Here is a 16,248-nt window from a genome sequence, read left to right on the forward strand (position 1 = left end):
ATCACACCGTACGTGCGGAGGGACGCCCGCAGAAGAGGCCGTCGGGCAGCGGCCCGCCCGCCCATGTGCTGAACTGTCCGGCGTGCGCGTCCCCGACCCGGGGCGATCGAGCAACAGGAGCCCTCTTGACCACCAGTTACCGCCACCCCGGCGTCGTCCTCACCGATCACCGCTTCACGGTCCCGCTGGACCACGCCGATCCGGCGGGGGAGCGGATCGAGCTGTACGCGCGCGAGGCCGTCGCGAGCGCCCGCGCCGGCGAGAACCTGCCCTGGCTCCTGTATCTGGAGGGCGGCCCCGGCTTCGGCGCGCGCCGGTTCATCGGCCGGCAGGCGTGGCTCGGCCGCGCCCTCCAGGAGTTCCGGGTGCTCCTCCTCGACCAGCGCGGCACCGGCCTGTCCACCCCGGCCAACCGGCAGACCCTTCCGACGCGCGGCGGCCCGGAGCGGCAGGCCGCGTACCTCACCCACTTCCGCGCCGACTCCATCGTGCGCGACTGCGAGACGATCAGACCGCAGCTGACCGGCGGCGCCCCCTGGACCGTGCTCGGCCAGAGCTTCGGCGGCTTCTGCGCCACCCACTACCTCTGCGCCGCCCCCGAGGGACTCGACACCGTACTGATCACCGGCGGGCTGCCCTCCCTGGACGCCACGGCGGACGAGGTCTACCGCGCCGCCTACCCGCGCGTCGCCCGCAAGGTCGAGGCGCACTACGCCCGCTATCCGCAGGACATCGCGCGGGCCCGCCGGATCGCGGAGCACCTGGCCGAGCACCGCCCCGTACTGCCCACCGGATACACCCTGACCCCCGAGGCGTTCCAGTCGCTGGGCATCCTGCTCGGCGGCTCGGACGGCAGCCACCGGCTCAACCACCTGCTGGAGAACGCCTTTGTGCGCACCCCGGCGGGCCCGGCCCTCTCCGACGCCTTCCAGGAGGACGTGACGGCCGCCCTGTCGTTCGCCGGACACCCGCTGTACGCCCTGCACCACGAGCCGATCTACGCCCAGGACGGCCGGCCCACCGAGTGGGCCGCCGAGCGGGTACGCGGCGAGTTCGCCCGGTTCGACGCGGCCACGACCCTCGCCGGGGAGACACCGCTGTACTTCAGCGGCGAGTCCATACACCCCTGGCACTTCGACTGCGACCCGGCGCTGCGCCCGCTGCGCGAGACGGCCGAGCTGCTCGCCGCCCACCGCGACTGGCCCGCGCTGTACGACCCGGTCCGGCTCGCCGCCAACGAGGTACCGGTCGCCGCGGCCGTCTACCACGACGACATGTACGTCGACCGGGACCATTCGCTGCGCACCGCGCGGACGATCCGGGGGCTGCGCACCTGGGTGACGGACGAGTTCGAGCACGACGGGGTGCGGGCCGGCGGGCCGCGCGTCCTGGACCGGCTGCTGATGCTCGCGCGCGGCGAGAACTGAGCAGGATCGTTTCCTCCCCCTTCCCTTTTTCTCTTTCTCTTTCTCGCCTCCCTTCCCCTGCCGCCTCGCCCGCGCTCCTCACCGCGCGGATTCCGGGCGGCGGGGGGACAATGAACGCCGGGGGATCGTGGCCCGGCCGCGCGCGAGGAAGCGGGTGGCGCACGGGCCGTTTCTGCGCGTTTCTGCGTGTTTCCGAGCGGAGGTGGTGGGACATGCTGCTGCCGAACAGGCATTTGGTCACGGATCTGCTGGCCCGGTACCGGGCATGGGAGCGGCTGGTGCTCGCCGACCCGCTCGACGACACCGTCCGGGGCCGCTTCGAGGATGTCGCGTACACGCTGTGCGTGCTGATGGGGCAGCGTACGGCGCGTGAGGCGATCTGGCAGGCCGAGGCGTATCTGCGCAGGATCCGGCCCGTACCGATCTTCCCGGACGTACCGAAGACGGCCGCCGTACCGGCGGTCCGCGACTGACCCGTCATCCGGGCCGCGGCACCGCGGCCGACTCCCGTACCCCGCACCACCGCTGGAGCCCGCGCGAGCCGCGCGGGCTCCAGCCCGGTGTTCGGCGCCGAGCTGTTCCCAGAGAGACAAGCGACCGCTTAGTATGCGCCTACTGCCGATCGCGTGGAGGCCCGAATGCTGGCATGGCGAGTGCACCGGAACGGCGAGCCGGACGAGGTGATGCGACTGACGGAGACGGCGCCCCCGGTGCCCGGCGAGGGGCAGCTCCTGCTGCGGGTCAGGGCCGCGAACATCAACTTCCCGGATGTGCTGCTCTGCCGCGGCCAGTACCAGGTCAGGCCGCCGCTCCCGTTCACCCCGGGCGTCGAGATCTGCGGGGAGACCGAGGACGGCCGGCGGGTCATCGCCACCCCCGCGCTGCCCGACGGCGGACTCGCCGAGTACGCCGTCGCCGACGCGGCGGCGCTGCTGCCCGCCCCCGACGCGCTCGACGACGCCGAGGCCGCCGCCCTGCTCGTCGGCTACCAGACGGGCTGGTTCGCCCTGCACCGGCGGGCCCGCCTCCAGCCGGGCGAGACCCTGCTCGTCCACGCGGCGGCCGGCGGGGTCGGCAGCGCCGCCGTACAGCTCGGCAAGGCCGCGGGCGCCACCGTCATCGGGGTCGCCGGCGGCCCTGACAAGGCCCGTGTCGCCCGCGAACTGGGCTGCGACACGGTGATCGACCGCCGTACGGACGATGTCGTCGCCGCCGTCAAGGAGGCCACCGGCGGCCGGGGCGCGGACGTCGTCTACGACCCGGTGGGCGGCGACGCCTACCAGCAGTCCGCGAAGTGTGTCGCCTTCGAGGGCCGCATCGTGGTCGTGGGCTTCGCGAGCGGCACGATCCCCGCCCCCGCCCTCAACCACGCCATGGTGAAGAACTACGCGGTCCTCGGCCTGCATTGGGGGCTCTACCGCACCAAGGACCCGGCGGCGGTGGCGCGTTGCCACGAGGAGCTGACCGCGCTCGCGGACCGGGGCGACATCAGGCCGCTGATCAGCGAACGGGTGCCGCTGAAGGACGCCGCCGACGCCATGCGGCGCGTCGGTGACGGCACCACCACCGGCCGGGTGGTCGTGCTCCCGGCGCCGGAGGGAGAGCCCCGATGACCGACGCCGCCGAACTGCGCGCCCGTACCGCCGCGTTGCTGGCCGCCCACCCGCCGGCCACCACCGGCCGCACCGACTTCCTCCGGGCCCGCTTCGACGCCGGACTGGCCTGGGTGCACTACCCGGCCGGACTCGGCGGACTCGACGCGCCCCGCTCCCTCCAGGCCGTCGTGGACGACGGCCTGGCGGCGGCGGGAGCCCCCGACAACGACCCGCGCCGGATCGGCATCGGCCTCGGCATGGCCGCGCCCACCATCCTCCGCTACGGCACGGCGGAGCAGAAGGAGCGCTTCCTGCGGCCCCTCTGGGTCGGCGACGAGGTGTGGTGCCAGCTCTTCAGCGAGCCGGGCGCCGGCTCCGACCTCGCGGCCCTCGCCACCCGCGCCGTACGCGAGGACGGCGCGGACGGAGCGGGCTCCGGCGACTGGATCGTCGACGGACAGAAGGTGTGGACATCCAGCGCACACCTCGCCCGCTGGGCCATCCTCATCGCCCGCACCGACCCCGGACTCCCCAAGCACCAGGGCATCACCTACTTCCTCTGCGACATGACCGACCCCGGTGTCGAGGTCCGGCCGCTGCGCCAGATCACCGGCGAGGCCGAGTTCAACGAGGTCTTCCTCACCGGCGTACGGATCCCCGACGCCCACCGCCTTGGCGAGGTCGGCGCGGGCTGGCAGGTCGCCCGCACCACACTGATGAACGAACGCGTCTCCATCGGCGGCGCCTCGCTGCCGCGCGAGGGCGGCATGATCGGCCCGGTCGCCCGCACCTGGCGCGAACGGCCCGAGCTGCGTACCCACGACACCCATCAGCGCCTGCTCACCCTCTGGACCGAGGCCGAGGTCGCCCGGCTCACCGCCGAGCGGGTACGCCAGCAGCTCGTCGCCGGACAGCCGGGACCCGAAGGCAGCGGGCTCAAACTCTCCTTCGCCCGGCTCAACCAGGAGATCAGCGCCCTTGAGGTCGAACTCCTCGCGGACGAAGGGCTTCTGTATTCGGACTGGACCATGCGCCGGCCCGAACTGGTCGACTTCACCGGCCGGGACGCCGGCTACCGCTATCTGCGCTCGAAGGGCAACTCGATCGAGGGCGGCACCAGCGAGGTACTGCTGAACATCGTCGCCGAACGCGTCCTCGGACTGCCCTCCGAGCCGCGCGACGACAAGGACGTCGCCTGGAAGGACCTCTCCCGATGAGCGTGCCGCCGACCCCGTCGCGGGAGACCCCGCCCGATCTGCTCTACTCCGAGCCCGAGGACGATCTGCGGGCGGCCGTGCGCGCGCTGCTCACCGACCGCGCCGACCTCCCGGCCACGCTCGCCCGCGCCGAGGCGGGCGACCCGTACGACCCCGCGCTGTGGACCGCGCTGACCGCCGGTATCGGCGCGGCCGGGCTGCTGATTCCGGAGAAGCTCGGCGGGCAGGGCGCGAGCCACCGCGAGGCCGCCGTGGTCCTGGAGGAGCTGGGCCGGGTCGTCACCCCCGCGCCGTATCTGACCAGTTCGGTGGTGGCGACCGAGACGCTGCTGGGCTGCGACACCGACCGCGCGGACATCGCCGCGCTGCTCACCGCGCTCGCGGGCGGCCACCGTGTCGCGGTGCTCGCCGTACCGGCGGCCACCGCCCCGGACGCGCCGCTGCCCGTCCTGCCCGCAGGCGCGGAGGCGGTGACCAGCGCGGACACGGTGACCGGCGCGGACACAGTGCCGGGTGTCGCCGACGCCGTACGGGCCGATGTGCTGCTCGTACTGCGCGAGGACGGGCTGTACGTGGTGGAGACGGCCTCGCCCGCCGTCACCGTCGTGCCCCTCACCCCGCTCGATCTGACCCGGCCGGTCGCCGCCGTCACCCTCGCGCCCGGCGCCGGAACGCGGATCGCCGAGGGGCCCGCCGCCGAGGCCGCCGTACGGCGCGGGCTGCTCGCCGGGGCGGGGCTGCTCGCCTCCGAGCAACTCGGTATCGCGCAATGGTGTCTTGAGGAGAGCGTCCGGCACACCAAGGAGCGGCACCAGTTCAACCGCCCCATCGGCTCCTTCCAGGCGCTCAAGCACCGGATGGCACAGCTGTGGCTGGAGGTCGTCTCCGCCCGCGCCGCCGCGCGCGCCGCGGCGGACGCGCTGGCCACCGGGGCCCCCGACGCCCCGCTCGCGGTCGCGCTCGCCCAGGCGTACTGCGGCCCGGTCGCCGTCCACGCGGCCGAGGAGTGTGTCCAGTTGCACGGCGGTACGGGAATGACCTGGGAACACCCCGCGCATCTGTATCTGAAACGCGCCATGGCGGACCGCATCACCCTCGGTTCGCCGGGCCGCCACCGGGAGACCCTGGCCGCCCTCGGGGACCTGCCCGGACCCCGGTAGCGGAACGCCCCCGTTCCGAACCACCCGTACGGCGGACACGCCAGTCGGCTGTACGGACCGTCTCCTCCGCCACACTGGCGGCCAAATGCCGCAAACCGGTGCGGCGGAGGAGGTTGTCCGTGGCCATTTCCATTTCCGTGCTGCTGCTTCTGATGATTCTCGCGGTGGTGTTCCTGCGCAGCGGCGGGCTGAAACTCTTCCACGCGGTGGTCTGTGTCCTGCTCGGTTTCCTGCTCGCGGGCACGAGCATGGCACCGTCCATCGCGAACGGTATTTCGGCGACGGCCGGGGTGGTCAGCGGCCTCAATCCCTGACGCTGGAGCGCGCGTTGGGCCCGGAGGCGACTAATCACAGAATGCCGCGTTTCGCAACCCGCGCCCATTCGCCCGCTCATTGTCCCTATCCTGTGCGTCTGCCGGGCTGCCATTGGGGGGTGCCCGGCCCGAACGCGAGGATGTCCCATGCGTCACACCCGCATAGCCACCGCCGCCACCCTCGTGGCGGCGTTCGCCGGCTCGGTCCTGCTGCCCGCCCAGGCGCAGGCCGCCCCCGGCTCCGTACACCTGTACAAGATCTACTACAACAGCCCGGGACCGGACAACCGTTCCAACGCCAGCCTCAACGCCGAGTGGGTGCAGATCAGAAACACCACCTCCAAGGCCGTGAGCCTCAAGGGCTGGACGCTGACCGACGCGTCGAGGCACGAGTACACCTTCGGCGCCTTCACCCTCGGCAAGGGCAAGTCGGTGAAGGTGCGCACCGGCAAGGGCAAGGACACGGCGGCCAACGTGTACCAGAACCGCGGTGCCTACGTGTGGAACAACGACAAGGACACCGCGACGCTGCGCAAGGCGTCCGGCACGAAGGTCGACACCTGCTCGTACAAAAACCCCAAGGTCGAATACAAGCTCTGCTGAGCCCTGACGGAGCGCCGGCCGACGAGCCGTAGACCCTGTCTCTCCCCGTATCTCCGCCGCTCTCCCGGCCGTCTCGTATGCTCCGGGCCATGAACAGCGGGGATACGGAAGGACGGGTCGTCGACGGGCGGTTCGCCCTGGAGGCGCGGCTCGGCGACGGCAGCATGGGCACGGTGTGGCGGGCACACGATCTGGTGCTGGACCGCCCTGTCGCGCTCAAAGAAGTACGACCGCCCGATCCGGGGCTCGCGGAGCACCACCCGGAGGCCGCGCGGGCGCTGCGAGCCCGGGTGCTCCGGGAGGCGCGGGCGCTCGCGCGGGTCGACCATCCCCATGTCGTGACCATCTACCATGTCGTGAACGGCGAGGGCGACGGCGACGGCGATACGGACGTCGATGGCGCTGGGGACACCGGCTATCCGTGGCTCGTGATGGAGCTGGTGACGGGCGGGTCGCTCCGGGAGCGGCTCGCCGAGGGACCGATGGAGCCGGCGGCGGTGGCGCGGCTCGGCCGGGATGTACTGGCCGGGCTGCGCGCCGCGCACGGCGCCGGGATCCAGCACCGGGACGTGAAGCCCGGCAACGTCCTGCTGCGGCCCGACGGCCGCCCCGTCCTCACCGACTTCGGCGTCGCCGCGCTCCACGAGTCGGCCGCGCTGACCGTGACCGGCGCCCTCATGGGCACCCCCGAGTACATGGCGCCCGAGCGGATCGCCGGGGCCGACGGCGGACCGGAGTCCGATCTCTGGTCGCTCGCGATGATGCTGTACGTGGCCGTCGAGGGCCGTCATCCGCTGCGCCGGCGGACGACGATGGCGACCCTCGCCGCCGTCCTCAAGGAGGAGCTGCCACCGCCGCGGCGGGCGGGGCCGCTGACCGGTGTACTCACCGCGCTGCTGGTCAAGGACCCGGCCGCGCGCCCGGACGCGGAGACGGTGGACGCGATGCTGGCCGCCGCCGTGGCCGCCCCACCGCCGCGTACCGCCGTACCAACACCAACACCGACACCGACACAGGCATCGGAACCGGCACCCACACTGCCACCGACGCGCCGGGGCGCGGCACCCCGCCGCCTCGTGATCGGCCTCTCGCTCGTCGTCGCGGCACTGACGGCCGCGCTGGTGTGGGCGCTGCTCCCGGGGGCGGACAGCACCGGGGACGCGGACACCGGAGTGGCGGCACCCTCCGCCGGTGTCCCCGGGAGACAGACACCAGAGGCGAGGGAGCCGCAGAAGGCGAAGAAGGCGCGGGAGCCCGCCGATCTGCTGACTCCCGACGGCATCCGGCAGGCCGTCACGGCGCTGAAGGCCGAGACGGGCACCGCCCGGGTCGGCGGCTTCGTCGTGTACCCCGCTCACATCTCCGCTCAGGCCATGGTCAAGGGCAGCGAGAAGCGGTACGACACCTACACCTACCGCGTCGGCCAGGGGGTCTCCCGCGCGCCCATCGGCGGAACCCTCATGGACGGTCAACTCCCCGTCGAAATGGACACGTTCGACTGGGACGCCGTGCCCGAGCTGCTGCGCCGGGCGGACCGGGACCTGAAGGTGGACCGGCCCACCTCCCGCTATCTGCTCATCCGCCCACCGAACGAACTCTTCGGCTCCGCCGCCGGACTGACCGTGTATCTCACCGACGACTACGGCACCGGCTATCTGGAGGCCGACAGCGGCGGCAGGGTGACACGAGTGGTCCCGGCCGGCTCCTGACCCGGCCGGATCCCGTGCTCAGCCGGTGGCCGGCGGGGCGGGCCGTACGAGTCCGGAACGGTAGGCGATCACAACGAGTTGGGCGCGGTCGCGGGCGTGCAGTTTGGTCATGGCGCGGTGGACGTGGGTGCGTACGGTCAGGGGGCTGACGAAGAGCCGCTCGGCGATCTCGTGGTTGGACATGCCCTCGGCGGCCAGCGCCGTCACCTCCAGTTCGCGTGCGGTGAGGGAGGCCAGCCGGGTCGGCGGAGCCGCCGGGGTGGCGTGGTCGGGGGCGGCGAGAAAGCGGGAGATGAGGGCGCGCGTGGCCACGGGCGAGAGCAGCGCCTCGCCCGCGGCCACCGTACGGATGCCGTCGAGCAGCACATCGGCGCTGACGTCCTTGCCGAGGAAGCCGCTCGCGCCGGCGCGCACCGCCTGGGCCACGTACTCGTCGGTCTCGAAGGTGGTGAGGATCAGTACACGGGTGGCGGCGAGGTCCGGATCCGCGCAGACGGCGGTGGTGGCGGTCAGCCCGTCGGTGCCGGGCATTCGGATGTCCATCACGACGATGTCCGGGTGGTGGGCGCGGGTGAGCGCGATCGCCTCCTTTCCGTCCATGGCCTCGGCCACGACCTCCATGTCGTCGCAGGAGTCGATGAGGATACGGAAGGTCGCCCGCAGGAGGGCTTGATCGTCGGCGAGCAGGACGCGGATGGTCATGTGTTCCGTCAACTTCCGGGGGAGATACGGGGGCGGGGGGTGTCGGTGTCACGGGAGAATGGGCAGCGCCGTCGTCACCCGGAAGCCGCCTTCGGGCCGGGGCCCCACCTCCAGACTGCCACCGACCGAGCGGGCGCGTTCCTGGATGCCGATGAGGCCGAAACCGCCGCCCTGGGCGGGGACGCGGCCGGGGACCCGACCGGGCGCACGGCTGGGGACGCGGCTGGGGACGCGGCTGGGGAGGCGACCCGGCGCGCGGCCGGGCGCGGCGCCCCCGCCGTCGTCGCTGACCGTGATCGTCAGCCGGTTGTGGGCGTACGCGAGCCGCACCCGCGCCGACACCGCTGCGGTGTGCCGGGTGACATTGGTGAGCGCCTCCTGCACGATCCGGTACGCGGTCAGATCCACCCCCGGCGAGAGCGGCCTTGCCTCGCCCTCGGTGGTGACGGTGACCGTGAGGCCCGCGGCGGCGAACGCGGCGGTCAGGCCCGGGAGTTGACCGAGGCCCGGGGCCGGCTCCAGCGGAGCGTCGCTCTCGCCGGCCTGACGCAGCAGCCCGGCGCCGGCCCGGAGTTCGCGCAGCGCCGAGGAGGTGGTGCCCGCGAGGTCGGTGAGGATCTGCCCGCTGCGGTCGGGGTGCGTACGGACGAGATGCGCGGCCGTGCCCGCCTGGGCGTGGGCCACGGCGAGGTGGTGGGCGACGATGTCGTGCAGTTCGCGGGCGATCCGTACCCGCTCCTCGGCGATCCGGTGCCGGGTCTCCTCCCGTACGGCCTCCCGATACAGGCGCCGCAGCCGTACGGCCGTGCCCGCGGCGACCGGCAGCAGCACCCAGAAGGCGGGGCCGAGCGTCTTGAGCACCAGCGGATGGTGGAAGGGGTCGGAGACCAGCGCCGTGGGCACCAGCAGCGCCACGACGACGACCAGACCGATGTGCGCCGTCCGCCGGTCGGTGCGGACGGCCAGCCAGTACAGCGCGGCGATCACCGGCGCCAGCAGCAGCGGGGTGAGCAGATAGCCCAGCGCGCCCGCGGTGTTGGCACAGATCACGGTGGCGGCCACGACGGTCCGCGGCAGCCGGCGGTGCCACCACAGGGCGAGACAGGCGGCGCCCTCCAGGAGCGCGCCCGGCCACCGGGCGATCCGCTCGCCCGAGGGCCCGATGCCGCCCACCCAGCAGCCCAGGAAGCCGAGCCCGAACAGCAGCGTGATGACCAGCGCGTCGACGACGCGGGGACGGTCCTTCGCGTACTGCTGCCATCTGACGGTCATCGGGTTCTCCGGTCGGGCTCGGCTGGGACCATGGTGCGCGACATGGCGGGAAAACGGCCGGTGAGGGCCGCTCGTGTCCCGCACGAGCGGCCCTCCGGGGTCAGGACGGGGTGTCAGGACGGGGTCACGACGAGGGGGACCGGAGGGCCGGTCAGACCCGGGCGGTCTCCCGGTCGGCCGCGCCGTCCCGGTCGGGGGCGGCGGAGGAAGGCAGCCCGCTGAGCGCCTCGCCCTCCACATCGACCCGGGGCAGCAGCCTGTCCAGCCAGCGCGGCATCCACCACGCCCTCCTGCCGAGCAGGGCCAGTACGGCGGGTACGAACGCCATGCGGACGACGAACGCGTCGAACATGACCGCGATGGCGAGCCCGAACCCAATCATCTTGATCATGGACTCGCCGGCGCCGACGAACCCGGAGAACACCGCCATCATGATGAGCGCCGCCGCGACGACCACCCGGGCGCTGTGCCGGAAGCCGCTGACCACGGCCTCGCCCGGCCCGTCCCCGTGCACGTACGCCTCCCGCATCCGGGCGACCAGGAAGACCTCGTAGTCCATGGCGAGTCCGAAGACGATGCCCACCAGGAAGATCGGCATCATGCTCATGATCGGGCCGGTCTGCTCCACACCGAGGAGCCCGGCGCCCCAGCCCCACTGGAAGACCGCCACGACCGAGCCGAGCGCGGCCAGCACCGACAGGAGGAAGCCGAGCGCCGCCTTGACCGGTACGAGGAGGGAACGGAAGACCACCATCAGCAACAGGATCGCCAGGCCCACCACGACCACCAGATACGGGATCAGCGCGTCCTGCATCTTCTGCGCGACGTCGATGTTCACCGCGGTGGTGCCGGTGACCTCGAACTCCGCCCCGGTGGCGGACTCCGTCGCGGGCCGCTCGGAACGGATGGTGTGGACGAGGTCCTTGGTCTTCTCGCTGGTGGGCGCGTCGGCCGGCACCGCGGAGAACATCGCGGTGTCACCCGCCGGGTTGAACCGGGCGGCGGAGACCGAGACGACCCCCTTCGTGGCGCCGATCTTCTCCTCGATCGTCTTCACCGCGGCCTTCGGGTCGTCGGCCTTCCTGGCGTCCACCACGATCGTCAGCGGCCCGTTGAAGCCAGGCCCGAACCCCTTGGCGAGATCGTCGTAGGCGCGCCGCTCGGTGGTGGAGGTGGGCTTGGCCTCGTCGCCGCTCGTCCCGAGCTGAAGCCCCGTCACCGGGACCGCCAGCACGCCCAGGCCCGCGACCGAGAGGAGGAGTACGGGCAGCGGGCGGCGCAGTACGAACCGGGCCCAGCGGCTGCCTCCGTTGTTCTCGCCGGACTCCTTGATCCGGCCGCGCCGCCGGGAGGAGCGCGACAGCACGGCGTTCGGCCAGAAGGCGAGGACGGCCGGGACCAGGGTCAGCGCGACGATGACGGCGACGACGACCGCGCCGGCGGCGGCCAGACCCATCTTGGTGAGCGTGGGCACACCGACCACCGAGAGCCCGGCCAGCGCGATGACGACGGTGAGCCCGGCGAAGACGACCGCCGAGCCGGCCGTGCCGACCGCCCGCCCCGCCGCCTCCTGAGGAGTGTGCCCCTTGGCCCGCTCCTCGCGGTAGCGGGAGACGATGAAGAGCGCGTAGTCGATGCCGCACGCGAGACCGAGCATCATGGCCAGGGTGCCGGATGTCGTGGACAGTCCGAGGGTGCTGCCCAGGGTCAGGATCGAGGCCATGCTGACACCGACGCCGATGATCGCGGTCAGCAGCGGCAGCCCGGCGGCGGCCAGCGAACCGAAGGTCATCAGCAGCACGACGGCCGCGATGGCGATACCGATGCCCTCGGCCGCGCCGCCCGCCGCGGGCTGGGTGGCCAGGGCGGACCCGCCGACCTCCACGGTCAGCCCCGAGTCCCGGGCCTGCTGGACGGCGTCCTCAAGGACGGTCTTGGTGCCGTCGGTCAGATCGGCGGCCTTCACCTTGTAGGTGACGGTCGCGTACGCGGTCGAGGCGTCCTCGCTCACCGCCTTCGCCTGGAACGGGCCCACCGCGCCGGCGACCTGCGATCCGTGGCCCATCTCCTCGACGGCCCGGTCGACGGCCGCGCGGTGCGCGCTCGCGGTGATCTTCTGGCCGTCGGGAGCGACGAAGACGACCCGGGCGTTGGCCCCGTCGGCCGAGGCGCCGGGGAAGCGCTCCTCCATCAGGTCGAACGCCTTCTGGGACTCGATGCCCGGCATGGAGGACCCGGGGTCGGGGGCCGCGGGCGCGCTGACGGCGCCGAAGCCGACGACGGCCAGGATCGCCACCCACAGCAGGACGACATACCGGCGGCGCCGGAAGGCCAGCCTGCCCAGTCGATAGAGAAAAGTAGCCACGGGACGGGTCTCCACATCTGATTGCTCGGGAACCCCACCAGGCTGTCCCGGAGCAACCCCTCCCGTCGTCGTGCGCCTGCCGTCACTCCGCACTACTGAGAACGCAGTACACGACGCGCCCCGGTCAGCCGTGGGCATGACCTGGGGCGCGCCGGACGAGGGAGGTCAGGAGCGGGGGCGTGCGGCCCGCTCCGCGTTCCGCTCCTTGATACGTACGGACTCCTTGCGCACCTCGGCCTGGGTGGCGCGCTCCTTCTCCAGCCACTCGGGCCGGTCCTCCTTGAGGGCGTCGATCTCGGCGGTGGTGAGCGCGTCCGTGACTCCGCCCCGCGCGAGACCGGCGATGGAGACGCCCAGCTTCGCCGCTACCACGGGCCGGGGGTGCGGGCCGTCGCGGCGCAGCTCCAGCAGCCACGCGGGCGGATCGGCCTGGAGGGCGGTCAGCTCGCCGCGCGAGACGACACCCTCCTGGAACTCTGCGGGTGTGGCCTGGAGGTACACACCCAGCTTCTTCGCCGCGGTCGCGGGCTTCATCGTCTGGGCGGTCTTGTGCGAGGTCATGGGGCCAGGGTAAGCGAGCAGGTGTGCCACCTCCGACCACCGCCCGATACCCTGGCCCGGTGACAGGCTCGGAAACACCTTCCTCGTTCCGGCTCGCGTACGTCCCCGGCGTGACGCCCACGAAGTGGGTGCGGATCTGGGCCGAGCGGCTGCCCGGCGTCCCGCTGACCCTCGTACCGGTCCCGGCCGCCGAGGCGTTCGGGGTGCTGCGGAGCGCCGGCGCCGACGCCGGGTTCGTACGGCTGCCGGCCGACGGCGAGGACCTCAGCGCGATTCCGCTCTACGCCGAGACCACGGTCGTCGTGGTGCCCAAGGACCATGTCGTGGCGGCGGTGGACGAGGTCAGTGCGGCGGACCTGGCCGGCGAGACCGTACTGCATCCCCTGGACGACACCCTCGACACCCTCGGCTGGGAGAGCCCGCCGGGTGTGCCCGCGAAGGAGCGCCCCGCCACCACGGCGGACGCCGTCGAGCTGGTGGCGGCGGGCATCGGTCTGCTCGTCGTCCCGCAGTCGCTCGCCCGGCTCCACCACCGCAAGGACCTCACCTACCGGCCGCTGACGGACGCGCCCGAGTCGCGTGTCGCGCTGTCGTGGCCGCGGGACGCCACCACCGATCTGGTGGAGGAGTTCATCGGCATCGTCCGGGGCCGTACGGTCAACAGCACCCGGGGCCGCCCGCCGACACCGCCCCAGCCGAAGGCGAAGCGCGCCGCCCGCGCCGGTTCCGGTTCCGCTTCCGGCGGTGCCAGGAGCGGCAAGGGCGGTCAGGGCGGCAAGGGCGGACAGGGAAGCAGGAGCGGCAAGAGCGGACAGGGCGGCAAGAGCGGCCGGCCCCGGCGCCGCTCGTAGCCGCTCGCGGTACGGACGAACGCGCGGGGCCGGCCTGGGGTGGCGGACGGCCGGTCAGATGCCGGCCGCGGCGGCCCTGAGGTTCTCGGCGGCGAGGCTCAGGCCCTCGATCTGGTCCAGCTCCTGGTCCTCGTGCTCGATGTTGACCGCCATCTCCGGGTCCACCTTGTGCAGGGCCCGGAGGAACTCGGTCCAGAAGGCGTGGTCGTGCCCGCGCCCGACGGCGACGAAGTCCCAGGAGGCGTTCTCGGGCCAGCGGCTGAGCGTGTACCGGCCGCCGAGGGAGACGGCGCCCGGCTCGTCGGCGCGTACCCGTCCGTGGCGGTGGTCGAGGACACCGTTGAGCTTGGCCTCCTCGTTGATACGGGTGTCCTTGGCGGCGGCGTTGTACACGAGGCCGCCGAGCCGGTTCACCGCGGCGACGGGGTCGATGCCCTGCCAGAACAGATGGCTGGGGTCCATCTCGGCGCCGACGTGGGTCGCGTCGATCTCGGTGGCCAGGCGCTCCATCGTGCCGACGTTGTAGACGAGGTTGTGGGGGTGCATCTCGATGCAGACCTTCACATCGGCCGCGGCGGCGCGCGCCTGGATGTCCCGCCAGAACGGGATCGCCACCTCGTCCCACTGGTAGTCCAGGGCGTCGAGATAGGCGCTGTCCCAGGGCAGCACCGACCAGGAGGGCAGCCGGCCGCCCGGGTCGGAGGCGGGCAGCCCGGACATCGTGACGACGCGCTTGACGCCGAGGAGCGCGGCCAGTTCGATCGCGTCGCGCACGTCCTGCGCGTGCTTGGCGCGCACCTCGGGGTCGGGGTGCAGCGGATTGCCGTTGCAGTTGAGCGCGGTGAGGGTGATCCCGGCCGCCGCGAACCGCGCGAGGTAGGCGTCGCGCGCGTCCTGGCCGGAGCGGATCGCGTCGATCGGCAGATGCGGCGCGGGCAGGAAGCCGCCGGAGTTGATCTCCGCGCTGTCCAGGCCGAGTTCGCGCAGGACACGCAGGGTCTCGTCCAGGGACTTGTCGTGCAGGACGGCGGTGTAGGCACCGAGTTTCATGGGGGTGTTCCTTCACTTCACGGGGTGAGTGCGGGGGCGGTACGGAGCGGTACGGAGCAGGGCTGTCCGGGGCTGAGCGGTACGGGGCCGGCCCGCGCGCCGGGCCGGGCCGGGCGCGGTCACTGGACGGTGACGCTCTTGCCGCCGGCATGGGCGGAGGCCGTGATCGCCTCGATCACCCGCAGGTTGTGCAGCCCCTCGGCGAACGTGGCGCAGCGCGGCAGCCGGTCCAGGCCCGCGATCTCCTCCAGGAAGGAGCGCGCCTGCCAGACGAAGAACTCGTGCTGTCCGTGGCCCACGCTGGGGAAGTCCATCGGCAGTCCGCCGGCGATGTACGGGTGCTCGGGGCCGACGACGACCCGGCGGTAGCCGTTGACCCGGTCGGGCGCCGAGGTGTCGGCGAGGGTGAACTCGGCGGGGCGGGACAGGTCGAAGAGCGCGGCGCCGCCCTCCGAGAAGACTTCAAAGCCGAGCGCGTTGGCCAGTCCGAAGGCGACCCGGGAGACCGAGAAGGTGCCCACCGCGCCGTTCCGGAAGAGCGCCGTGAAGGTCGCGATGTCCTCGTTCTCGACGGCTTCGCGCCGGTCGCCGACCGCCACGTCGGCCGAGTGCCCGACGGCGGTGCCCAGCGGTACGGGACGGTCCGGCACCTGGGTCGAGAGCACCGCGCCGCGCACACTCTCGACCGGGCCGCAGAAGTACTCGCCGAGGTCGATGAGGTGGCTGCCGATGTCGGAGAGCGCCCCGGAGCCGATACCGCCCTTGTAGCGCCAGCTCATCGGCGCGTCCGGGTTGTGCCCGTAGTCGCACCAGTAGTGCCCGTTGAAGTGTTGTACGCGGCCGAGCGTCCCGTCCGTCACCTCCCGGCGGATGGCGTTGACCGACGGGGAGCGGCGGCAGGTGAAGCCGGTCGCGGCCACCAGACCGGTGCCGGCGGCGGCGTCCGTCATCGCCTGGGCGTCCGCGACGCCGGGGGCGAGCGGCTTCTCGCAGAGCACGTGCTTGCCCGCCGCGAGCAGGCCCTCGACGATCTCGCGGTGCAGATGGTTGGCGACGACGACACTGACCGCGTCGATGTCGGGGGCCGCCGCGATCGCCCGCCAGTCGGTCTCGGCGCGCTCGAATCCGTAGCGGCGGGCGGCGTCGCGGGCGAACGGCTCGTACGCGTCGGCCACGGCGACCAGCCGGATCTCCGGCAGACCGGCCTCGTACAGGGTGGAGGCCGTCCGGTAGCCGTTGAGATGGGCACGGCCCGCCATGCCGGCTCCGATGACGGCCACGCCGATCGACTTCTGGGTCATCGCGTTTCCTCTTCCTTGAGGTGGGTGCCTGTGTGTGCTGCCCGGTGTCTGCGGGTGCCTGCGCGCCGCCCTGGAATGTCCGGTCGACAGGACTTTTTAAAGCGCTTTAAATCACCGGTAA

Annotated in this window: 15 protein-coding genes; 9 read left to right on the forward strand and 6 right to left on the reverse strand. The window is 72.6% G+C overall.

What is annotated here, in order from left to right:
* Window positions 1-125: 125 nt before the first annotated feature.
* The 8 genes from DVK44_RS32670 (at window position 126) to DVK44_RS32705 (ending at window position 8,025) form a co-directional block, all read left to right on the forward strand.
* The gene (locus DVK44_RS32670) at window positions 126-1,427 is read left to right on the forward strand and encodes an alpha/beta fold hydrolase (protein ID WP_114664228.1); all 1,302 of its coding nucleotides are present in this window, start codon (window positions 126-128) and stop codon (window positions 1,425-1,427) included.
* Between the two features lie 212 nt (window positions 1,428-1,639).
* A complete protein-coding gene (locus DVK44_RS32675) occupies window positions 1,640-1,900 on the forward strand; it encodes a DUF5133 domain-containing protein (RefSeq protein ID WP_114664229.1) in 261 nt (86 codons plus the stop codon).
* Window positions 1,901-2,065: 165 nt separating this feature from the next.
* Window positions 2,066-3,040 (forward strand): NADPH:quinone oxidoreductase family protein, encoded by a 975-nt coding sequence (locus DVK44_RS32680; RefSeq protein WP_114664230.1) that lies wholly within the window; start codon window positions 2,066-2,068, stop codon window positions 3,038-3,040.
* Window positions 3,037-4,239 carry an acyl-CoA dehydrogenase family protein gene (locus DVK44_RS32685; RefSeq protein ID WP_114664231.1) on the forward strand — a complete coding sequence of 401 codons (1,203 nt, stop codon included), beginning with the start codon at window positions 3,037-3,039 and terminating at the stop codon, window positions 4,237-4,239. The genes DVK44_RS32680 and DVK44_RS32685 overlap by 4 nt, the downstream gene beginning before the upstream one ends.
* Window positions 4,236-5,399: an acyl-CoA dehydrogenase family protein gene (locus DVK44_RS32690; RefSeq protein ID WP_114664232.1), complete on the forward strand. Its 1,164-nt coding sequence runs from the start codon at window positions 4,236-4,238 to the stop codon at window positions 5,397-5,399. The genes DVK44_RS32685 and DVK44_RS32690 overlap by 4 nt, the downstream gene beginning before the upstream one ends.
* Before the next feature lie 119 nt (window positions 5,400-5,518).
* Complete coding sequence (locus DVK44_RS32695) at window positions 5,519-5,713, forward strand: hypothetical protein (RefSeq protein ID WP_114664233.1); 195 nt, start codon at window positions 5,519-5,521, stop codon at window positions 5,711-5,713.
* Between the two features lie 147 nt (window positions 5,714-5,860).
* Complete coding sequence (locus DVK44_RS32700; protein ID WP_114664234.1) at window positions 5,861-6,316, forward strand: lamin tail domain-containing protein; 456 nt, start codon at window positions 5,861-5,863, stop codon at window positions 6,314-6,316.
* Window positions 6,317-6,405: 89 nt separating this feature from the next.
* The gene (locus DVK44_RS32705) at window positions 6,406-8,025 is read left to right on the forward strand and encodes a serine/threonine-protein kinase (protein ID WP_114665589.1); all 1,620 of its coding nucleotides are present in this window, start codon (window positions 6,406-6,408) and stop codon (window positions 8,023-8,025) included.
* A gap of 18 nt (window positions 8,026-8,043) precedes the next feature.
* Here DVK44_RS32705 and DVK44_RS32710 read toward each other — a convergent pair whose 3' ends face one another.
* The 4 genes from DVK44_RS32710 to DVK44_RS32725 form a co-directional block, all read right to left on the reverse strand.
* The gene (locus DVK44_RS32710) at window positions 8,044-8,727 is read right to left on the reverse strand and encodes a response regulator transcription factor (RefSeq protein ID WP_114664235.1); all 684 of its coding nucleotides are present in this window, start codon (window positions 8,725-8,727) and stop codon (window positions 8,044-8,046) included.
* Between the two features lie 48 nt (window positions 8,728-8,775).
* Window positions 8,776-9,999, reverse strand: a complete 1,224-nt coding sequence (locus tag DVK44_RS32715; RefSeq protein ID WP_114664236.1) for a sensor histidine kinase — start codon at window positions 9,997-9,999, stop codon at window positions 8,776-8,778.
* 151 nt (window positions 10,000-10,150) lie between these two features.
* Entirely contained in the window at window positions 10,151-12,364 is a 2,214-nt protein-coding gene (locus DVK44_RS32720; protein WP_162794177.1) for an MMPL family transporter, read from the reverse strand.
* A gap of 165 nt (window positions 12,365-12,529) precedes the next feature.
* Window positions 12,530-12,925, reverse strand: a complete 396-nt coding sequence (locus tag DVK44_RS32725) for a DUF5997 family protein (RefSeq protein ID WP_114664237.1) — start codon at window positions 12,923-12,925, stop codon at window positions 12,530-12,532.
* A gap of 59 nt (window positions 12,926-12,984) precedes the next feature.
* On the opposite strand from DVK44_RS32725, the gene DVK44_RS32730 reads away from it, so the two are divergent.
* On the forward strand, window positions 12,985-13,776 hold the full coding sequence (locus tag DVK44_RS32730; RefSeq protein WP_114664238.1) for a LysR substrate-binding domain-containing protein: 792 nt from the start codon (window positions 12,985-12,987) through the stop codon (window positions 13,774-13,776).
* Between the two features lie 54 nt (window positions 13,777-13,830).
* On the opposite strand, the gene DVK44_RS32735 is transcribed toward DVK44_RS32730, so the two are convergent.
* Both DVK44_RS32735 and DVK44_RS32740 read right to left on the reverse strand, forming a co-directional pair.
* The gene (locus DVK44_RS32735) at window positions 13,831-14,826 is read right to left on the reverse strand and encodes a sugar phosphate isomerase/epimerase family protein (RefSeq protein WP_114664239.1); all 996 of its coding nucleotides are present in this window, start codon (window positions 14,824-14,826) and stop codon (window positions 13,831-13,833) included.
* Window positions 14,827-14,945: 119 nt separating this feature from the next.
* Entirely contained in the window at window positions 14,946-16,127 is a 1,182-nt protein-coding gene (locus tag DVK44_RS32740) for a Gfo/Idh/MocA family protein (protein WP_114664240.1), read from the reverse strand.
* Between the last annotated feature and the right edge of the window lie 121 nt (window positions 16,128-16,248).

Origin of the sequence: Streptomyces paludis (assembly GCF_003344965.1) — a bacterium.
Taxonomy (GTDB): Bacteria; Actinomycetota; Actinomycetes; order Streptomycetales; family Streptomycetaceae; genus Streptomyces; species Streptomyces paludis.